Source organism: Mycobacterium paragordonae (assembly GCF_003614435.1).
Classification (GTDB): domain Bacteria; phylum Actinomycetota; class Actinomycetes; order Mycobacteriales; family Mycobacteriaceae; genus Mycobacterium; species Mycobacterium paragordonae.
On the sequence record NZ_CP025546.1, the window covers coordinates 6,209,527 to 6,227,083 of the forward strand.

Sequence of the window (17,557 nt, forward strand, 5' to 3'; positions counted from 1 at the left end):
GTCGTGAGGTTCACGCTCGGCGAGGCGAGGCGAGGCGAGGCGAAGCGAAGCGAGGCGAAGCGCTCAGGGCAATTAGGCGAGGCCGATTGGTGGACTTCACGAGGCGGGCAGCGCCGCCGTGATCGCTGACATCGTCGCCGGCTGCGGGAATCACTGAGCGTGACGTCGAAGTCGTTGAATTACGCCCCACGCCGAGAGTCCTCGATCAAATGCGGTTGCTTCTGCTTCACCGCAAAGTTCGTGTTGTTGCTCAATTCGTCGAGATAACGCGGAAGCACACAAACCGGCGCGGGTGCGCACAGGGCGGCCGAAGAAAAGCGAAGGCCTGAGCGCATTGTTTTCGCCGAGCCGAGCGGTTTCACGTCGCTGATTTTCGCCATGAAATCTACAAGGGCAAAGCCGATAATTTGTTCTGAGTCGTCGCCGGGATCCGGACCCCGCTGATAGGCCAGCGCGCGATCTGCTATTTGAGGATGTCGTCTGACATGAATTCATCCAACGCAGCACTGTCGCGGGCTATCTGGGCATGCTGTTTGCTTCGCGCAATACCGAAACCCGCACTCCACGGAGAAACCACGAAACTTTCCGCAAAACGACGCACGTCGAACAGCGTCGTCGTATCGTCTGTCGCGTCGGGTAAGCGCCGTCATGGGTGACGGGGTTAATGGAGGTCAAAGCGGTGAACTTTTCGGTTCTTCCACCAGAGATCAACTCTTTGCGGATGTTTCTCGGCGCTGGGTCAGGGCCCATGCTCGAGGCCTCGGCAGCCTGGTCGGGCCTTGCCGAAGAATTAGGCTCGGCTGCGGACTCGTTCTCCTCGGTGACCACAAACCTGGCCGGCCAAGCCTGGCAAGGGCCGGCGGCCCAGGCTATGGCGCGGGCAGCGCGTCCGTACGCCGATTTCCTGCGGGCCGCTTCCGTCCGCGCTACCACCGCCTCGTCTGGTGCGAAATCGGTGGCCAGCATATTCGAGGCGGCCAAGGCCGCGACCGTTCACCCAGAGGTCATCGCGGCCAATCGGCAGGCCTTCGTGCAGGCGGTCCGCACCAATGTCTTCGGATTCAACGCGCCCTTCATTGCCGCAGCAGAAGCCGCCTACGAGGAATTCTGGGCGACCGATGTGGCCGCGATGGTCGGCTACCACGGTGGGGCATCGACGGTTGCCGCTCAGCTGTCGTCGTGGCAGCAGACCCTGCAAGGTCTGCCCGGCATTGGAGGGCTGTTGGGCGGGGCCGGCGGGGCCGCGCCGGCGGCCCCCGGGGACCCGAACTTCGGCATCGGCAACAAAGGTGGCGGCCTGAACGTCGGCAACGGCAACACCGGCAACAACAACGTCGGCAACGGCAACAAGGGTGACGGCAACTTCGGCGGCGGCAACATCGGCAACTCGAACATCGGCAGCGGGAACAGGGGCTTCGCTGCCGGGGGCGCGGGTAGAGGCAACTGGGGCAGCGGAAACTTCGGCAACGACAACATCGGCTTCGGAAACCGCGGAAATACCACAAGCAGTTCCAACCCGGGGGCCAACTTCGGCCTCGGCAACTTCGGTAACGGGAACTTCGGGATCGGCAACCACGGCGACCTCAACGTAGGGGCCGGCAACACTGGTAATGGAAACGTCGGTTTCGGGCTCACCGGCAACAAGCTGGTCGGTGTCGGGGGGGCGTACTACGACGGTGTGACCCAAACGTTCCACTTCGAGGGGCTGAACTCCGGCACCGGCAACATCGGGTTGTTCAATTCGGGCACCAACAACATCGGCTTCTTCAACTCCGGTGACGGCAATGTCGGCCTCTTCAGCTCAGGCTTCCACGCGCCCTCCGATCCCGCCTTCGGGAAACTTCAGGGCATCGGCATCGGCAACTCCGGCCTGGGCAACATCGGCATCGGCAACACCGGCACAGGAAACTTCGGCTTCGGGAACTCGGGCTCCTTCAACACTGGCTTTACCAACTCGGGCAGCGAGAATACCGGCTTCGGCAACGCGGGAAGCTTCAACACGGGCGCTTACAACTCGGGCAATACAAACACCTTCGATGGCAATTCAGGCAGCTTCAATACCGGTTTCTGGAATTCCGGCAACACAAACAATGGGTTCGGAACCACGACCGACAGCGGCGCCACGAATTCGGGCTTCGGCAACACCGGTCTCAATGTCTCCGGCTTCAACAACTCAGTCAGCGGCGCAGGGGCGGGTAATGTGTCCGGTTTCATGAATAAGGCCAGCGGCGGTTCACTCGCGAACGGCGCTGTGTCGGGCTTCTTTAACACCGGCGTTCCGACCACCTTCCCGCCACTGCCGGCCTTCACCGTTAGCGGAACAACTTCCGGTGCCTTCAACACAGGTTCTCTTACCTCTGGCCTATTCGGCCTCACCCTGTTGTTGAAGAACCTGTAGCTTTACGGCGGTCTGCGGGTTGAGCCAGATCTCGCCACGGTCGTCGCCCGGCGAGCATCATTCACTCGCGGCTGGATAGCACCTCAGCGCACGGACACCTGCGGCGGATCCTGCGACACATCGGATCTGACGCTCATGAAGGTCCGGACGACGCCGGCCTTGTCGCCACCCGATTTGGTCTTGGCCGTGAGCGGGAACAACACGTCGCCGCTGTAACGCGCCTCGAGGTGATAGGGATCGAAGAAGCTGAGCTTGAGCCCACTGGTGTCCGGCGGCCCCCAGACGACGGTGCCGTCCACAACGTCTGAATCACGGTCCCGCTGAGGGCAATTGGGCGGCGCCAGTTGCGGGGACTTCGTGCACTCGGACAGAGCCGCTGTTATCGCCGACATCGTCGCCGACTGCCCTGCGTCGCTGAGCGTGAAGTCGAAGTCGTTGAAGTAGCCGCCCGTCACCGAAAGCCCGTCCAGCAGATACGGTTTCTTCTGCTTGACCGCCAGGTTCGCGTTGTTGCTCGACGCGTCGATATAGCCCGGGAACACATACACCGGCGCGGTGCCCACCGGAGTGCCGAAGAACAGCAAGGTCTTGAGCGCATCGTTTTCCACGGTGCCGAGCGGTTCGATCTTTGCCGCGGCGTGCTCAAGCTTCCAGGACTTCCCGGACTTCTTGACCGACATCGTGACGTCTGAGGTGTTCTCACCGAACTTCGCCACTACGTGTACGCGGGCAAAGCCCAAACTGTGCTCCGAATCGTCGCTGAGGATCTTGACTCCGCTGATCGGCCAGCGCGCAATCTGCTTCTTGAGGATGTCGTCCGTCAGGAATTGGTCGGATCCCGGTTGGTCGCTGCTGTAACTCAACGCCGCGGCGGCGTCTCCCCGCGCCAGCGCATCCAGGTATTCCTTGACGGCATCACCGGCTTTACCCGATCCGCTGTCGCTGGTGGTGGCCAGCGCGACGACGAGCACCACGACCACGAGTATCACGGTCGCAATCGCAGACAAGGCGATGATGAGCGGCTTGCGGTTCCGCTGCCCGGGCACGGGCGGCGGGCCGAATTGCCCGGGCATCGGAGGTCCTGCCGGCCACGCGGGCGGGCCCTGCGGAGGCGGGCCTGGCGGAGGCGGGCCCTGCGGAGGCGGGCTTGGCGGAGGCGGGCCCTGCGGAGGCGGGCCTGGCGCGAAGGCAACATTCGGCTGCGCAACAGGCCACGAGGGCGGGTTCGGTGCAGGAGGTAGCCAGGCGGCCTGGGTGTTGCCGTCTGCGGGATTCGGCGGGTTTGCCCACGGGTGCGGATCCGGCCTGTAGGTCACTGGCCGATTCCTGTCGGCACCAAGATACTGCGCATCGATTCCCCCGGGTGTGGACGGCGTCGACGAGACGAACCGCCGTGTGAGCTGCCTCTTCAGTCTAAGGCGCACCCGAAGGTAAAAATGCGCGGAAGTTGGCCCCCAGCCTCACGCGTGCTGGTTGGATACCGAGATCACCTCTCCGGTGAGGTAACTCGAGTAGTCGCTGGCCAGGAACGCAATCGTGGCGGCTACCTCCCATGGTTCGGCGGCACGTCCGAACGCCTCCTGCGCCTCCAGCCGATCCAGCAACTCGGCCGAAGTGGTCTTGTCCAGGAACTTGTGCCGCGCGAGGCTGGGCGATACCGCGTTGATCCGCACCCCGTACTCGGCGGCTTCGATTGCGCTGCAACGGGTCAAGGCCATCACGCCGGCTTTCGCGGCCGCATAGTGCGACTGCGAGTGCTGGGCGCGCCAGCCCAGCACGCTGGCGTTGTTGACGATCACACCGCCGTGCGGCGCGTCGCGGAAGTACCGCAGCGCCGCCCGGGTGGCCCGGAACACCGACGTCAGCGAGACGTCCAGCACGCGGTCCCATTCCTCGTCGGTCATGTCCGCCACCGGCGTCTGACCTCCCAGCCCGGCGTTGTTGACCAGGACGTCGAGCCGTCCGAGCCGGGCAGTGCACGACGAAATCAGCGCGTCGACCTGCGCCGTGGACGTCACATCGCACACCACGTGCTCCACCCGGCCCAGGCCCAGACCCGCCAGCTCCGAAGCGGTCTCGCCCAGCCTGCGCTCGTGGTGATCGGAGATCAGCACGTCGGCGCCTTCCGCCAGCGCACGGCGCGCAGTGGCCGAGCCGATGCCGGTGCCGGCGGCCGCGGTCACCACCACCACCTTGCCCTGCAGAAGCCCGTGTCCGGCAATCTCTTCCGGTACTTCGGACAAACTCACCCTTTGACCTCCCTGGGCAGACCGAGCACCCGCTCGGCGATGATGTTGCGCTGAATCTCGTTGGACCCGCCGTAGATGGTGTCGGCGCGGGTGAACAGGTACAGCCGCTGCCATTCGTCGAACTCGCCGTCGGCCAGCGCCAGTCCCGGCTTGCCGATCACGTCCATGGCCAACTCACCCAGCGAGCGATGCCAGTTGGCCCACAACAACTTCGACACATTGTCCTGACCGGGTCGCTCGACGTCCATGGTCGCCAGCGCGTAGGAACGCATGGCCCGCAACCCCGTCCAGGCCCGCGTCAGTCGCTCACGGATGAACGGGTCGTCGGTCGCGCCGGTGCGCTGGGCGAGCTGGGCCAGGTTGGAAAGTTCACGGGCGTAGACGATCTGCTGTCCCAGCGTCGAGACGCCGCGCTCGAAGGTCAGCGTCCCCATCGCGACCCGCCATCCGTCACCGGGCTGACCGACCACCATCGACGCGTCGGTGCGGGCGTCGTCGAAGAACACCTCGTTGAACTCGGCCGTGCCGGTGATCTGGATGATCGGGCGCACCTGGACACCGGGTTGATCCAGTGGCACAAGAAGATACGACAACCCCGCGTGCCGCTTGGAGCCCTTCTCGGTGCGCGCGACGACAAAGCACCACTGGGACAGGTGAGCCAGCGACGTCCATACCTTCTGGCCGTTGATCACCCACTGGTCGCCGTCGAGTTCGGCGGTGGTCGAGACGTTGGCCAGGTCGCTGCCGGCGCCGGGTTCGGAATAGCCCTGGCACCACAGCTCGGTCACGTCGAGGATCCGCGGCAGGAAGCGCTGTTGCTGCTCCGGAGTCCCGTACGCGATCAGCGTCGGACCGAGCAACTCTTCACCGAAGTGGTTGACCTTGTCCGGGGCGTCGGCAAGGGCGTACTCCTCGTAGAACGCGACCCGGTGTGCCGTCGAAAGCCCGCGGCCGCCATGCTCGACCGGCCAGCCCAGGCAGGTGAGCCCCGCCTTCGCCAGATGCTGATTCCACGCCCGGCGCTCTTCGAACGCCTCGTGCTCCCGTCCCGGCCCACCGAGACCCTTCAAAGCCGCGAACTCACCGACCAGATTGTCGGCCAGCCATTGGCGGACCTCCGCCCGGAACTCTTCGACGTCCTGCATAACCTGTAGGCTAACCTACCAAGCACTTGCTTTGTTAGCCCGGCGAGGTCAGCCCGCCTGCGGCCGGTTGAGAAGGAGCGTCTGCGGTGTCCGTCGATCCCCGCACAATTCCCGCGGCGCTGGATCGTTTCGCGCGCGAACTCCCTGACCACGACGCGCTGATCACCGACGACCGCAGCTTCACCGCCGCCGCGCTGCGTGACGAGGTGCGCCGGGCGGCGGCCGCGCTGATCGCCCTCGGCGTGCAACCGAAGGACCGGGTGGCAATCTGGTCGCCCAACACCTGGCACTGGGTGGTGGCGTGCCTGGCCATCCATCACGCCGGCGCGGCTATGGTGCCGCTGAACACGCGTTACACCGCCACCGAGGCATCCGACATCATCGCGCGCACCGGGGCGCCGGTGCTGTTCGCGGCGGGTGTGTTCCTCGGCGCCGACCGGGTCGCAGACCTGGACCGCGAGGCGCTGCCGGCACTGCGGCACATCGTGCGGATCCCGATCGACGCGGACGACGGAACCTGGGACGAGTTCATGGCCCGCGGTACCGACCTCGACGCCGTCGACGCCCGCGCATCCGCGGTCGACCCCGACGACGTCAGCGACATCTTGTTCACCTCCGGCACCACCGGCCGCAGCAAAGGCGTGTTGTGCGCGCACCGGCAGTCGCTGGCGGCGTCGGCGTCCTGGGCCGCCAACGGCAAGATAACCAGCGCCGACCGCTACCTCTGCATCAACCCGTTCTTCCACAACTTCGGCTACAAGGCCGGCATCCTGGCCTGCCTGCAGACCGGTGCGACGCTGATTCCGCACCTGACCTTCGACCCGCTACGGGCCCTGCAAGCCATTGAGCACCACCGCATCACGGTGTTGCCCGGGCCGCCCACCATCTATCAGACCCTGCTCGATCACCCCGCCCGCGGCGAGTACGACCTGAGTTCGCTGCGGTTCGCGGTCACCGGCGCGGCCACGGTGCCGGTGGTGCTGGTGGAGCGCATGCAAACCGAGCTCGACATAGACATCGTGCTGACCGCCTACGGGCTGACCGAGGCCAACGGCATGGGCACCATGTGCCGCGCCGAGGACGACGCGGTGACGGTCGCGACCACCTGCGGGCGCCCGTTCGCCGGCTTCGAACTGCGCATCTCCGAAACAGGGGGCGAAACAGGCGAAGTGCTCCTGCGCGGACCCAACGTCATGTTGGGCTATCTCGACGATCCCGAGGCGACCGCTGCGGCAATAGATTCCGACGGCTGGCTGCACACCGGCGACATCGGCGTCGTCGACGATTCCGGCAACCTGCGCATCACCGACCGACTCAAGGACATGTACATCTGCGGCGGGTTCAACGTCTACCCCGCCGAGATCGAACAGGTACTGGCCCGGATGGACGGCGTCGCCGACGCCGCGGTGATCGGTGTGCCAGACCCCCGACTCGGTGAGGTCGGGCGAGCGTTCGTGGTCGCCCGGCCCGGCGCCGCCCTGGACGAGGCATCGGTAATCGCCTACACCCGTGAACATTTGGCGAACTTCAAGGCACCGCGTTCGGTGCGGTTCGTCGACGCGTTGCCGCGCAATGCCGGCGGCAAGGTGGTCAAACCACAACTGCGAGAAAGGGCCTGAGATTGGACCCGAGATGGATCTAGAACTCGACGAGGAAACGCTGGCCTTTCAGGCCGAGGTGCGCGACTTTCTCGCGACCAATCGCGAGCACATCCCGACGAAGTCCTACGACAACGCGGAAGGTTTCGCGCAGCACCGGGTTTGGGACAAGGTGCTGTTCGACGCCGGCCTGTCGGTGATCAACTGGCCGCAGAAGTACGGTGGTCGCGACGCGCCGCTGCTGCACTGGGTGGTCTACGAGGAGGAATACTTCCGCGCCGGCGCGCCCGGCCGGGCCAGCGCCAACGGCACCTCCATGCTGGCGCCCACGCTGTTCGCGCACGGCACCGAAGAACAGCTGGACCGAATTCTGCTGAAAATGGCCAGCGGCGAACAGATCTGGGCGCAGGCCTGGTCGGAACCGGAGTCCGGCAGCGATCTGGCATCGCTGCGTTCCACCGCCACCAGGACCGACGGCGGCTGGCTGCTCAATGGGCAGAAGATCTGGAGTTCACGGGCGCCGTTCGCCGACATGGGATTCGGGCTGTTCCGCTCCGACGTCTCTGCCCAGCGACACAACGGGTTGACCTACTTCATGTTCGACCTGAAGGCCGAGGGCATCACGGTGCGTCCCATCGTCCAACTCGGTGGCGACACCGGCTTCGGCGAGATCTTTTTCGACGACGTCTTCGTGCCCGACCACGACGTCATCGGCACTCCCAACGACGGCTGGCGTGCCGCCATGAGCACCTCGAGCAACGAGCGTGGCATGTCGCTGCGCAGCCCGGCCCGATTCCTGGCCGCGGCCGAGCGACTGGTGCGACTCTGGAAGGACAGCGGCTCACCGCCGGAGTTCGCCGACCGCGTGGCCGACGGCTGGATCAAGGCACAGGCCTACCGGCTGCAGACCTTCGAAACCGTCACCCGCCTGGCACACGGCGGGGAACTAGGCGCGGAATCCTCGGTCACCAAGGTGTTCTGGTCAGACCTGGACGTCGAGTTGCACCAAACCGCCCTCGATATCCGTGGCGCCGACGGCGAGCTCGCCGGACCGTGGACCGAAGGCCTGCTGTTTGCGCTCGGCGGCCCGATCTACGCCGGCACCAACGAGATTCAGCGCAACATCATCTCCGAACGACTGCTCGGTCTACCCCGGGAGAAGCGCTGATGGAATTCGCAATCGACGAACAGCAACGCGATTTCGCGGCCAGCATCGACGCCGCCCTGGGCGCCGCCGATCTCCCGGCCGCCGTGCGCGCCTGGTCCGCGGGCGACACCGCACCCGGCCGCAAAGTGTGGGAGCAACTAACTAACCTCGGTGTCACCGCACTGATCGTTCCGGAGACCTACGACGGTATCGACGCCTCCCCGGTCGATCTGGTCGTCGCGATGGAGCGACTCGGGCACTGGTGTGTGCCGGGCCCGGTCACCGAATCCATTGCCGTGGCCCCGATTCTGCTCGCAGATGATCAACGGAGCGCCGACCTGGCGTCCGGTGAACTGATTGCCACCGTCGCGCTGCCGCCGGACGTGCCGCGCGCCGTCGATGCGGACAGCGCCGGACTGGTGCTGCTGGCCGGCGAGGGCAGCGTGACCGAAGGGACATCCGGCGACCGTCACGACTCCGTCGACCCCGGTCGCCACCTCTACGACGTCAGCGCCACCGGCGACTCGTGGTCAGCGGATACCGAAAAAGCCTACGAATTCGGCGCCTTGGCCACCGCGGCCCAACTGATCGGCGCGGCCGGGGCACTGCTGTCCGGCAGCGTCGACTACGCGAAACAACGCACGCAGTTCGGCCGGGTGATCGGCTCGTACCAGGCGATCAAGCACAAGCTTGCCGACGTCCACATCGCGATCGAACTGGCCCGGCCGCTGGTGTACGGCGCCGCCGTGACACTGCAACCGCGCGATGTCAGTGCGGCCAAGGTCGCCGCGGGTGAGGCCGCACTGCTGGCGGCGCGCTCGGCACTGCAGACCCACGGCGCCATCGGCTTCACCCAGGAGCACGATCTGTCGCTGTTGCTGCTGCGGGTGCAGGCACTGCGATCCGCCTGGGGCACAACGGAATCGCACCGACGTCGAGTATTGGAGGCGCTGACATGACCACCTCCGACGAACGGGAGATGCTGCGCGAAACCGTGGCAGCTCTGGTGGCCAAGCACGCCGGACCGGCAGCGGTGCGCGCCGCGATCGAGTCCGAGCGCGGATACGACGAGTCACTGTGGCAACTGTTGTGCGAGCAGGTCGGCGCGGCGGCGCTGGTGGTCCCCGAGGAATTGGGCGGGGCCGGGGGTGAACTGGCCGATGCCGCAACCGTTTTGCAGGAACTCGGACGCGCATTGGTGCCCTCTCCCCTGCTGGGCACCACGCTCGCCGAACTGGCATTGCTCGCCGGCACCGAACCCGACGCGGACGCGCTGGCCGCTCTGGCCGAGGGCAGTTCCATCGGGGCCCTGGTGCTGGACCCTGATTACGTGGTCAACGGCGACATCGCCGACGTCGTGGTCGCCGCCGCCGACGGTCAGCTCACCCGATGGACCCGGTTCAGCGCTCAACCCATGACGACGATGGATCTCACCCGCAGGCTGGCCAAACTCGAGCCCGAAGACACCAAGCCGCTGGGCCCGCCCCCCCAGGATCCGGGGCTGGCCGACATCGCGGCAATCCTGTTGGCCGCCGAACAGATCGGCGCCGCGGAGCGCTGCCTGGACCTCACCGTCGAGTACGCCAAGAGCCGCGTGCAATTCGGCCGTCCCATCGGCAGCTTCCAGGCGCTCAAGCACCGGATGGCCGACCTCTACGTCGTGGTCTCAGCGGCCCGCGCCGTCGTCGACGAAGCCTGCGCCGCACCGGGTCCCGCCATCGCCGCGACCGCGCGGCTGGCGGCTACCGAAGCGCTGAATCTCGTTACGGCCGAGGGTATCCAGTTGCACGGTGGCATCGCGATCACCTGGGAGCACGACATGCATCTGTATTTCAAACGGGCGCACGGCAGTGCCCAGTTGCTTGATTCGCCCCGCCAGCTACTGAACAGACTGGAATCCGAAGTAATCTCGACACAATGAGCGAGCGTGTCGCCCGGCGTGCCGGCATTCCACCGTTCTACGTCATGGACGTGTGGCTGGCGGCGGCCGAGCGTCAGCGCACCCACGGCGACCTGGTGAACCTGTCCGCCGGTCAGCCGAGCGTGGGCGCCCCGGAACCGGTGCGCGCCGCCGCCGCGGCCGCACTGCACCTCAACCAGTTGGGCTACACGGTGGCACTCGGCATCCCGGAGCTGCGTGCGGCGATCGCCGCGGACTACCAGCGCCAGCACGGCATCTCCGTGGAGCCCGATGCGGTGGTGGTCACCACGGGCTCCTCGGGCGGGTTCCTACTCGCGTTCCTAGCCTGTTTCGACGTCGGCGACCGGGTGGCAATGGCCAGTCCCGGTTACCCGTGTTACCGAAACATCCTGTCGGCGTTGGGATGTGAGGTGGTGGAAATCCCCTGTGGGCCGGAAACCCGGTTCCAGCCCACCGCGCAGCTGCTCGCCGAACTGGATCCCCCGGTCCAGGGTGTCATCGTCGCAAGTCCGGCCAATCCCACCGGCACCGTCATCCCGCCGGAAGAGTTGGCCGCGATCGCCTCGTGGTGTGACGAGTCCGGGTTGCGGCTGATCAGCGATGAGGTCTACCACGGCCTGGTTTACCAGGGTGCGCCGCAGACCAGCTGCGCCTGGCAGACATCGCGAAATGCGGTGATCGTCAACAGTTTTTCCAAGTATTTCGCGATGACGGGGTGGCGGCTCGGCTGGCTGGTGGTGCCCACCGAACTGCGCCGCGCGGTGGATTGCCTCACCGGTAATTTCACGATCTGTCCACCGGTGCTGTCGCAGATCGCCGCGGTGTCGGCGTTCAGCCCCGAGTCGACCGCCGAGGCCGACGCCAACCTGCAGCACTACTCCGTCAACCGTTCGATGCTGCTGGACGGATTGCGCCGAATCGGTGTCGAGCGGCTGGCACCCACCGACGGCGCGTTCTACGTCTACGCCGACGTCTCCGACTTCACCACCGACTCATTGACGTTCTGCTCAAAGCTGCTGGACGAGACCGGCGTTGCGATCGCGCCGGGCATCGATTTCGATCCGGCACGGGGCAGCTCCTACGTTCGGCTGTCGTTCGCCGGACCGACGAGCGATATCGAGGCGGCCTTAGACCGACTCGGATCCTGGCTGCCGAGCCAGTAGGGCGGCCACCCGGCCCTCGAGCCCGGCGGGGTCCGGCACATCGATGCCGAACCGCTCGCGCAGGGTGCTCACCACGGTGGCCGCGTCGTCCAGCACTATCTTCTCGCTGCCGTCGGCGCGGTGAACCGTCAGGACGCGTCCGGCCAGGTTCAGCCGGGCGTCGTCGGTGACCGCGGCCACCATCAGACCGGTCACGAAATGCGACGACGGGTGCGTCGAGACGTACCAACTTCCCACCGTCAGATCGATCTGCGGGCGGGTCAACGTGGTGAACTCATACAGCGGCTGCCACTGGTCACGGACCTGGGCCTGCAAGACCAACCCGTCGCCGCGATCGTCCAGCCGGTACGGCTCATGCGTCGTCTGCTGCACGCCCCCGATCGCCAGGCGCAGTGGCGAGGTGGGCGTCTGTCCGCCGAAACCCACGTCGACCAGATACGGCCCGTCGGAGTCGGGGAAGGTCACCGCCAGCAGGGTGTGCGTCTGGGCGGGAACCGGCGCGCCCGGCGGATTCATCCAGACCACGCGGCCCCCGAACCGGCGAACCTGAAAACCGAGTTCTGCCAACACATAACCCATCAAGCCGTTCTGCTCGTAGCAGTATCCGCCGCGGCGGCGGCGAACCAGCTTGTCGGTCAACGCCTCCACGCTCAGATCGTCGACCGGGACGCCCATGAAGGGGTCGAGGTTCTCGAACGGAATGGTGCGGGTGTGCGCGGTCACCAGGGCCTGCAGCACATCCAGGGTCGGCGCGGTGGCGCCGTCGTAACCGATGCGGTCGAAGTAAGCGTTCAGATCCACTGCCATGAAGCCATTCTGGCCTGAATAGCGACTACACAGGGTCGGGTTCGCTACTGTTGACCTCGCGAAACAATCATCGCTCCGGAGGGGAAGCATCGAAGACATGCCTGAGGAAACCGACGGCACCCCAGTTTCAAGCGGCATCGCCGAAGAACTCAGCGCGGCCGGATTCGAGGACGCGCGACAGGTCGGCCGCGGCGGCGCCGGCGTGATCTATCGCTGCTACGAAACGGCGCTGGGACGAAATGTCGCGGTGAAGGTGTTGCCTTCGCACTTCGACGAGGAGAGCAGGGAGCGATTCCTGCGTGAGGGCTACGCGATGGGCGGGCTCTCCGGGCACCCGAACATCACCCACATCCTGCGTGTCGGGATGACGGTCAACAACCGGCCTTACATCGTGATGCCGTATCACGCCGCGGATTCCCTTGCGGTCCGACTGCGTCACGAGGGACCCATCCCCTGGCCCGAAGCATTGCGGATCGGGGTGAAACTTTGTGGCGCGCTGGAGACCGCTCATCGCAACGGCACGCTGCACCGCGACATCAAGCCGGCCAACGTGCTCATCAACGATTACGGCGAGCCGCAACTGAGCGACTTCGGCATCGCCCACATCGACGGCGGTTACGAGACGGCGACCGGGTTCTTCTCCGGGACGATCGACTACACCGCACCCGAAGTGATGACCGGCAACCCCGCCACCGTGGTCGCCGATATCTACTCGCTGGGCGCCACCATCTTTGCGCTGATCGCCGGGAACGCCGCCCATGAGCGCCGCAAAGGCGAGGACCTGATCGCCCAATATCTGCGGATCAGCTCGACCGGGGTACCCGACATGCGTCCGGACGGGATTCCTGATGCCGTGTGCTCGGCAATCGAGCATGCGATGTCGGTGGACCCGGAGCAGCGGCCGGCATCGGCCGAGGCGTTCGGCCGCGAGCTGCAGGCCGCGCAGCGCGCCAGCGGGTTGAAGCCGGACGCGATGGCCATCACCACCATGGGCGACAACACCGGTCGGACGTCGGTTGCGGCGCCGGGCGTCTCGGTGACTACGCCGCCGCCGACCGGCGTGACGCGGCAGATCCCGCCGCCGCGCCGCGACGAAATCCGGGAAGGCCCCACGTCCGCGATCAGCCGGTCGATTCCACCGCCGGCACCGGAGCCCGCCGTTGCGGAAAACCCTGCCGAGGCCGCGCGGATCCTGCGCGACGCGCACGGCACCCATACGCAAGCGCACGTTCCGCCGGCACCGGCGGCACCGCCGCCCACACCCGCCAAGGTGGCCAACAAGAGGAACCTCCTGCTGATCGGGGCGGCGGTCCTGGTCGTGCTGCTGTTGGTGGCCGGCGGCGTCTTCCTCGCGGTGTCCAAGGACAACAAGAGCACAAGCGCGAGCAGCCAAGCGCCGACGCAGGCGCCGGTGAAGTGGAAGCCGATCACCAACGCCCGCATCGCACGAGACGCGGCCGCGACCACGAATGCGGACGGCACCATCTGGATCTTCGGCGGCGTAGCCAGCGACGGCAGTGTCACCGGACGGCATGAGGGTTATGACCCCGCCATCGATGAATGGAAAGGCGGCGACGACCTACCCGTTCCGGTTCAGCGCGCCAGCGCGGTGACCTGGCAAGGCAACCCCGTCGTGCTCGGCGGCTGGAAGACCGCGGGCGCCAAACCCGTTGCGACCGATCAGGTTTGGCGCGTGGTGAACAGCCATTGGGTGGAGTTGCCACACCTGTTGCAACCGCGGGCGGCTGCTGCGGCGGCGGTGGTCGGTGACCGCATCATTGTCACCGGCGGTGTGGATGCCAACGGTGCGTTGCTGAACACGACCGAGGTCTTCGACGGCAATTCCTGGACCCTCGGCGCTCCGCTGCCGACGCCGCGAGAGATGCTGGGCGCGGCGACCAATGGCAAGTTGGTGTACGTGGTCGGCGGAGCCAGCGGAAGCACCGACTCGGCCGCGGTTGAGGCTTACGACCCGGACGCAAAAACCTGGACGACGTTGCCGCCGCTGCCGCGGCCGCGCAGCGATCTCGGCGTGGCGATCGCCGACGGCCGCCTGGTCGTAGCCGGCGGCTTGTCGGGCGGTGAAGTGCTCAAGAGCGTGTCGGTGCTGGACTTGATGGCGAAAAGCTGGGACAGCTTGCCCGACATGGCGACAGCGCGACACGGCATGGCGATCGCCGCCGTGGACAAGACGGTGTACGCGATCGGCGGGTCGACCGGACCCGCCGATCAGCAGGTGATCTCCTCGGCCGAAGCCCTGACGCTGCCGGCCCGCAAGACTCAGCCCGCGGCGCAATGGCGCACGCTGCCCGACGCGAAGAGCCCGCGGTTGATGATGGCGTGGACGGTGCAGGGCGACAAGATCTGGGTGATCAGCGGCCTCTACAACGGCGCCGTTCTCGCCACGGTCGAAAGCTACGACCCACGCAGCGGGGTGTGGGAGACCGGGCCGCCATTGCCGGTGCCACTGCATCACGCGGCGGCGGCCACCTACCGCAACGAGGTGGTTGTGCTCGGAGGTACGACCGACAACCTCGCCGAGGCCTCAAACAAGGTCTTCGCGCTGCGTGGCAGCAGCTGGGTTGAATTACCCGCCCTGACCCACGCTCGGGCCGCCCCCGCGGCGGCGGTGGTCGGTGACAAACTCGTCGTCGTCGGCGGCCAGAATGCCAAGAAACTCGTGCCCCAAACCGAGGTCTTCGACGGCAATTCCTGGACAGACGCCGCCAACATGCCGACGCCACGCGAGCACCTGGCCGCGGTATCCGACGGCACCTACGTCTACAGTGTCGGCGGCCGGTTCCTGTCGGCCGACAAGAATTCCGCGGCGTTCGAGCGGTTCGACCCGCAATCGGGTGCCTGGACCAAGCTGGTCGACATGCCGACCCCGCGCGGAAGTTACGGCGCCACGTTCATCGACGGGCGGGTCGTGGCGGTCGGTGGCGAGGAGCCGACACAGGTGCTGGCCGTGGTTGAGGCCTACGACATCGCCGACGGCAAATGGTCGACGCTGCCCCCGATGCCGACCGCGCGCCACGGTGAGGCGGTGGCGACGGTGGGCCACACCATCTACGTGATCGGTGGCGCGAACCGGCCGTCACACGAGGGCGGTACCGCGACCGTCGAGGCACTCGACTTTATGTAGCACTGCTCAGGGCTTGTTTTATTTTTGTCGAATATGGGGATCCGCTCCAGACGGCCATCCCCTAGCAATGGAGCTCACCATGAGTACCGGCAATATCGTCCTGATCGTGATCGCCGCCCTCGTCGTCATCGCGGTGATCGTCGCATTGGTCGTCGTGTCCAGCAGGGCAAGACGGCGTCGGCAGATTGAGCAGGCCGAGGAGATCCGCGAGCAGGCCAGACTGGAGACCGCCCGGGTCGAGCGCCGCGAGGCGCTGGCCGAGGAGACGGCCGCGCGGGCCCGCGCCGCCCAGGCTGAGGCGGAGGCCAAGGCCGCCGAGGCCGCCCGGCTGCAGGATCGCGCGGCGGCGCACCAGAACGAGGCCGCCACCTCGCGCGAGCAGCTGGACGAGCAGTGGAAGCGCGCCGACACGATCGACCCGAACACCCGGCTCGAGAACGCCGAACAGTCCCAGACCCGGGACGAGGTCGTCAACCGCGAAGAGTCCTATGGCGAGACCGACCACTACCGCGGGGCGCGCACCTGAGACCACAGCAAAGGGCCGTCAGTCGAAGAAGAGTTCGCCGAAACTAGGCTTCGCCTGGCGGCCTGAAAGCTGTTGCACCACCCAGTGATTCATCGAAACTCCTTGCTCGACCGCTTCAATGGCGAGCTGGGTGTGTAAGGCCCGCGACGTTCTCACGATGACGGTTCCGCTGTAGTCGCGCTCGGTGAGCGCAGGTGGCGCTTCCGTGCCTTCCTCATGCAGCGTCTTGAGGTGCCGTTCGACTGCCTTGGCCACCAACGCAACTGCTTGCTGGGCCTTGGGCGCGCGTTGGGTAATGAAAGGAAACTCGAGGCACTTGCCGCGATACTCGCCGAAGTCCGGGCACCATTCGGCGCGGAACGTGTACCGGTTCACGCCGAACTTGGTAGCACGATAGCGCCCGCGTCACCAGTCACTTCGACGGCCACGCATCCGGGTCCCATCAGTCACACTGGCACCGGGAAGCCCAGGCACAAGTCCTCCACGAAGTGGATATCGCCGGCGATATCACCTGCCCCGGCGATGTGCGCCGCGTGCCGCAGCCACCACTCGACCGTCGCAGTGATATCGCCGGGGATATCACGTTCCAGACGATGTCATGCCAAGGCCTGCAGATGCAGAAGAGACGGATGAGCCTCACCCGCGCTCGCGCACGTCCTCGCGGCACCACTCCGCAATCTCCTGCTCGCGCGCATAAAGCAAGCCGAATGTGAATCCGTTCTCCCCGGGCGTCGTTCCCGCTGCCACCGCCATCCGCCGCAGCACTTCGGTGGCCACCACCGCGTCCTGATGATCGCCCAGGACAGTCTGGATCTGCTTGTATTGCTTGACGGTTCGCTTCGCGCCGCGGTCTAGAGGCTTTCTCAATTCGGCGGCGTAGCGAGCGCGCTTCGAGGCCTTGCGGGCCCGATGCAACATGGCTGCGGAACCGTCGTCAAGCGCCGCGGCCAACCGCCGATCGGCCTTGCGGGCGGCCCGGGAAGCCTGCTTGCACAACGCTTTGCGCGACACCCCCGGACGACGGGAGGCCGTATCCGCCATTCCTGCAAGACCGCCATCAGAGCCTGGTAGCGGTCCGACTCCATCTCCTCGCTGACCCGCCGGCGTGCCGGCAGCTCCACGGCGCGAAGGTCATTGCGAATACGCGACTTGACCGGGCCCAGCACCAGCTCGCGGGGCAGATCGTCGATCGCGGCGGTAAAGCGGCGCCGCTGCACCTGGCAGTCGCGGACCTCGCCGAGTAACCCGGCGAACCACTTCAGGTCGTCATCCAGGTCGCCGGTACCGTCCAGGACTTTCGCGAACACCCGCACCGTGCTGCGCAGCCGCCGGATCGCCACCCGAGTGTCGTGAATGGGATCCTCGCCGTTGCGCAGCCCGACGGAGCCGGCGACTATGTGATCGATCTGCGCGTTCAGATAGTCGGCGACCGCCGCAGAAGACTGGCTCGCCACACCT

16 protein-coding genes are annotated in these 17,557 nt (G+C 66.3%); 8 read left to right on the top strand and 8 right to left on the bottom strand.

Annotated elements, in window-relative coordinates:
- Positions 1 to 664: 664 nt before the first annotated feature.
- Positions 665 to 2,398 carry a PPE family protein gene (locus C0J29_RS27685; protein ID WP_120794189.1) on the top strand — a complete coding sequence of 578 codons (1,734 nt, stop codon included), beginning with the start codon at positions 665 to 667 and terminating at the stop codon, positions 2,396 to 2,398.
- 83 nt (positions 2,399 to 2,481) lie between these two features.
- Here the strand turns inward: C0J29_RS27685 and C0J29_RS27690 are convergent, their stop codons facing one another.
- From C0J29_RS27690 to ipdE1, 4 genes are all read right to left on the bottom strand, one after another.
- A complete protein-coding gene (locus tag C0J29_RS27690; RefSeq protein WP_242460563.1) occupies positions 2,482 to 3,471 on the bottom strand; it encodes a hypothetical protein in 990 nt (329 codons plus the stop codon).
- Positions 3,384 to 3,593: a pentapeptide repeat-containing protein gene (locus tag C0J29_RS34880; RefSeq protein WP_120794191.1), complete on the bottom strand. Its 210-nt coding sequence runs from the start codon at positions 3,591 to 3,593 to the stop codon at positions 3,384 to 3,386. Before C0J29_RS34880 ends, C0J29_RS27690 begins: the two co-directional genes overlap by 88 nt.
- A gap of 265 nt (positions 3,594 to 3,858) precedes the next feature.
- A complete protein-coding gene (ipdF, locus tag C0J29_RS27700; RefSeq protein WP_120794192.1) occupies positions 3,859 to 4,647 on the bottom strand; it encodes a (5R,7aS)-5-hydroxy-7a-methyl-1-oxo-2,3,5,6,7,7a-hexahydro-1H-indene-carboxyl-CoA reductase in 789 nt (262 codons plus the stop codon).
- Positions 4,644 to 5,792: an acyl-CoA dehydrogenase IpdE1 gene (gene ipdE1, locus C0J29_RS27705; RefSeq protein WP_120794193.1), complete on the bottom strand. Its 1,149-nt coding sequence runs from the start codon at positions 5,790 to 5,792 to the stop codon at positions 4,644 to 4,646. Before ipdE1 ends, ipdF begins: the two co-directional genes overlap by 4 nt.
- An 86-nt stretch (positions 5,793 to 5,878) precedes the next feature.
- Here ipdE1 and fadD3 point away from each other — a divergent pair, with 86 nt between their 5' ends.
- Genes fadD3 through C0J29_RS27730 form a run of 5 tightly spaced genes read left to right on the top strand, consistent with a single transcriptional unit; the run spans position 5,879 to position 11,621 of the window.
- A complete protein-coding gene (gene fadD3, locus C0J29_RS27710; RefSeq protein ID WP_120794194.1) occupies positions 5,879 to 7,411 on the top strand; it encodes a 3-((3aS,4S,7aS)-7a-methyl-1,5-dioxo-octahydro-1H-inden-4-yl)propanoate--CoA ligase FadD3 in 1,533 nt (510 codons plus the stop codon).
- Positions 7,412 to 7,424: 13 nt separating this feature from the next.
- Positions 7,425 to 8,558: an acyl-CoA dehydrogenase family protein gene (locus tag C0J29_RS27715; RefSeq protein WP_120794195.1), complete on the top strand. Its 1,134-nt coding sequence runs from the start codon at positions 7,425 to 7,427 to the stop codon at positions 8,556 to 8,558.
- Positions 8,558 to 9,496, top strand: coding sequence for an acyl-CoA dehydrogenase family protein (locus tag C0J29_RS27720; RefSeq protein WP_120794196.1), 939 nt, complete (start codon positions 8,558 to 8,560; stop codon positions 9,494 to 9,496). The genes C0J29_RS27715 and C0J29_RS27720 overlap by 1 nt, the downstream gene beginning before the upstream one ends.
- The gene (ipdE2, locus tag C0J29_RS27725) at positions 9,493 to 10,458 is read left to right on the top strand and encodes an acyl-CoA dehydrogenase IpdE2 (protein ID WP_120794197.1); all 966 of its coding nucleotides are present in this window, start codon (positions 9,493 to 9,495) and stop codon (positions 10,456 to 10,458) included. The genes C0J29_RS27720 and ipdE2 overlap by 4 nt, the downstream gene beginning before the upstream one ends.
- On the top strand, positions 10,455 to 11,621 hold the full coding sequence (locus tag C0J29_RS27730) for a pyridoxal phosphate-dependent aminotransferase (protein WP_120794198.1): 1,167 nt from the start codon (positions 10,455 to 10,457) through the stop codon (positions 11,619 to 11,621). The genes ipdE2 and C0J29_RS27730 overlap by 4 nt, the downstream gene beginning before the upstream one ends.
- Here C0J29_RS27730 and C0J29_RS27735 read toward each other — a convergent pair.
- On the bottom strand, positions 11,586 to 12,428 hold the full coding sequence (locus C0J29_RS27735; RefSeq protein ID WP_120794199.1) for an arylamine N-acetyltransferase family protein: 843 nt from the start codon (positions 12,426 to 12,428) through the stop codon (positions 11,586 to 11,588). The two genes, C0J29_RS27730 and C0J29_RS27735, sit on opposite strands and share 36 nt — an antisense overlap.
- 97 nt (positions 12,429 to 12,525) lie before the next feature.
- Between C0J29_RS27735 and C0J29_RS27740 the strand changes: the two genes are divergently transcribed.
- Positions 12,526 to 15,573 carry a serine/threonine-protein kinase gene (locus C0J29_RS27740; protein WP_065163930.1) on the top strand — a complete coding sequence of 1,016 codons (3,048 nt, stop codon included), beginning with the start codon at positions 12,526 to 12,528 and terminating at the stop codon, positions 15,571 to 15,573.
- Positions 15,574 to 15,652: 79 nt separating this feature from the next.
- On the top strand, positions 15,653 to 16,099 hold the full coding sequence (locus tag C0J29_RS27745) for a hypothetical protein (RefSeq protein WP_065163954.1): 447 nt from the start codon (positions 15,653 to 15,655) through the stop codon (positions 16,097 to 16,099).
- An 18-nt stretch (positions 16,100 to 16,117) separates the two neighbouring features.
- On the opposite strand, the gene C0J29_RS27750 is transcribed toward C0J29_RS27745, so the two are convergent.
- From C0J29_RS27750 to C0J29_RS34690, 3 genes are all read right to left on the bottom strand, one after another.
- Positions 16,118 to 16,474 carry a toxin-antitoxin system HicB family antitoxin gene (locus C0J29_RS27750; protein WP_120794200.1) on the bottom strand — a complete coding sequence of 119 codons (357 nt, stop codon included), beginning with the start codon at positions 16,472 to 16,474 and terminating at the stop codon, positions 16,118 to 16,120.
- A gap of 261 nt (positions 16,475 to 16,735) precedes the next feature.
- Complete coding sequence (locus tag C0J29_RS34885; RefSeq protein ID WP_371872469.1) at positions 16,736 to 17,050, bottom strand: CHAD domain-containing protein; 315 nt, start codon at positions 17,048 to 17,050, stop codon at positions 16,736 to 16,738.
- Complete coding sequence (locus C0J29_RS34690; RefSeq protein ID WP_162951576.1) at positions 16,963 to 17,553, bottom strand: CHAD domain-containing protein; 591 nt, start codon at positions 17,551 to 17,553, stop codon at positions 16,963 to 16,965. Before C0J29_RS34690 ends, C0J29_RS34885 begins: the two co-directional genes overlap by 88 nt.
- Between the last annotated feature and the right edge of the window lie 4 nt (positions 17,554 to 17,557).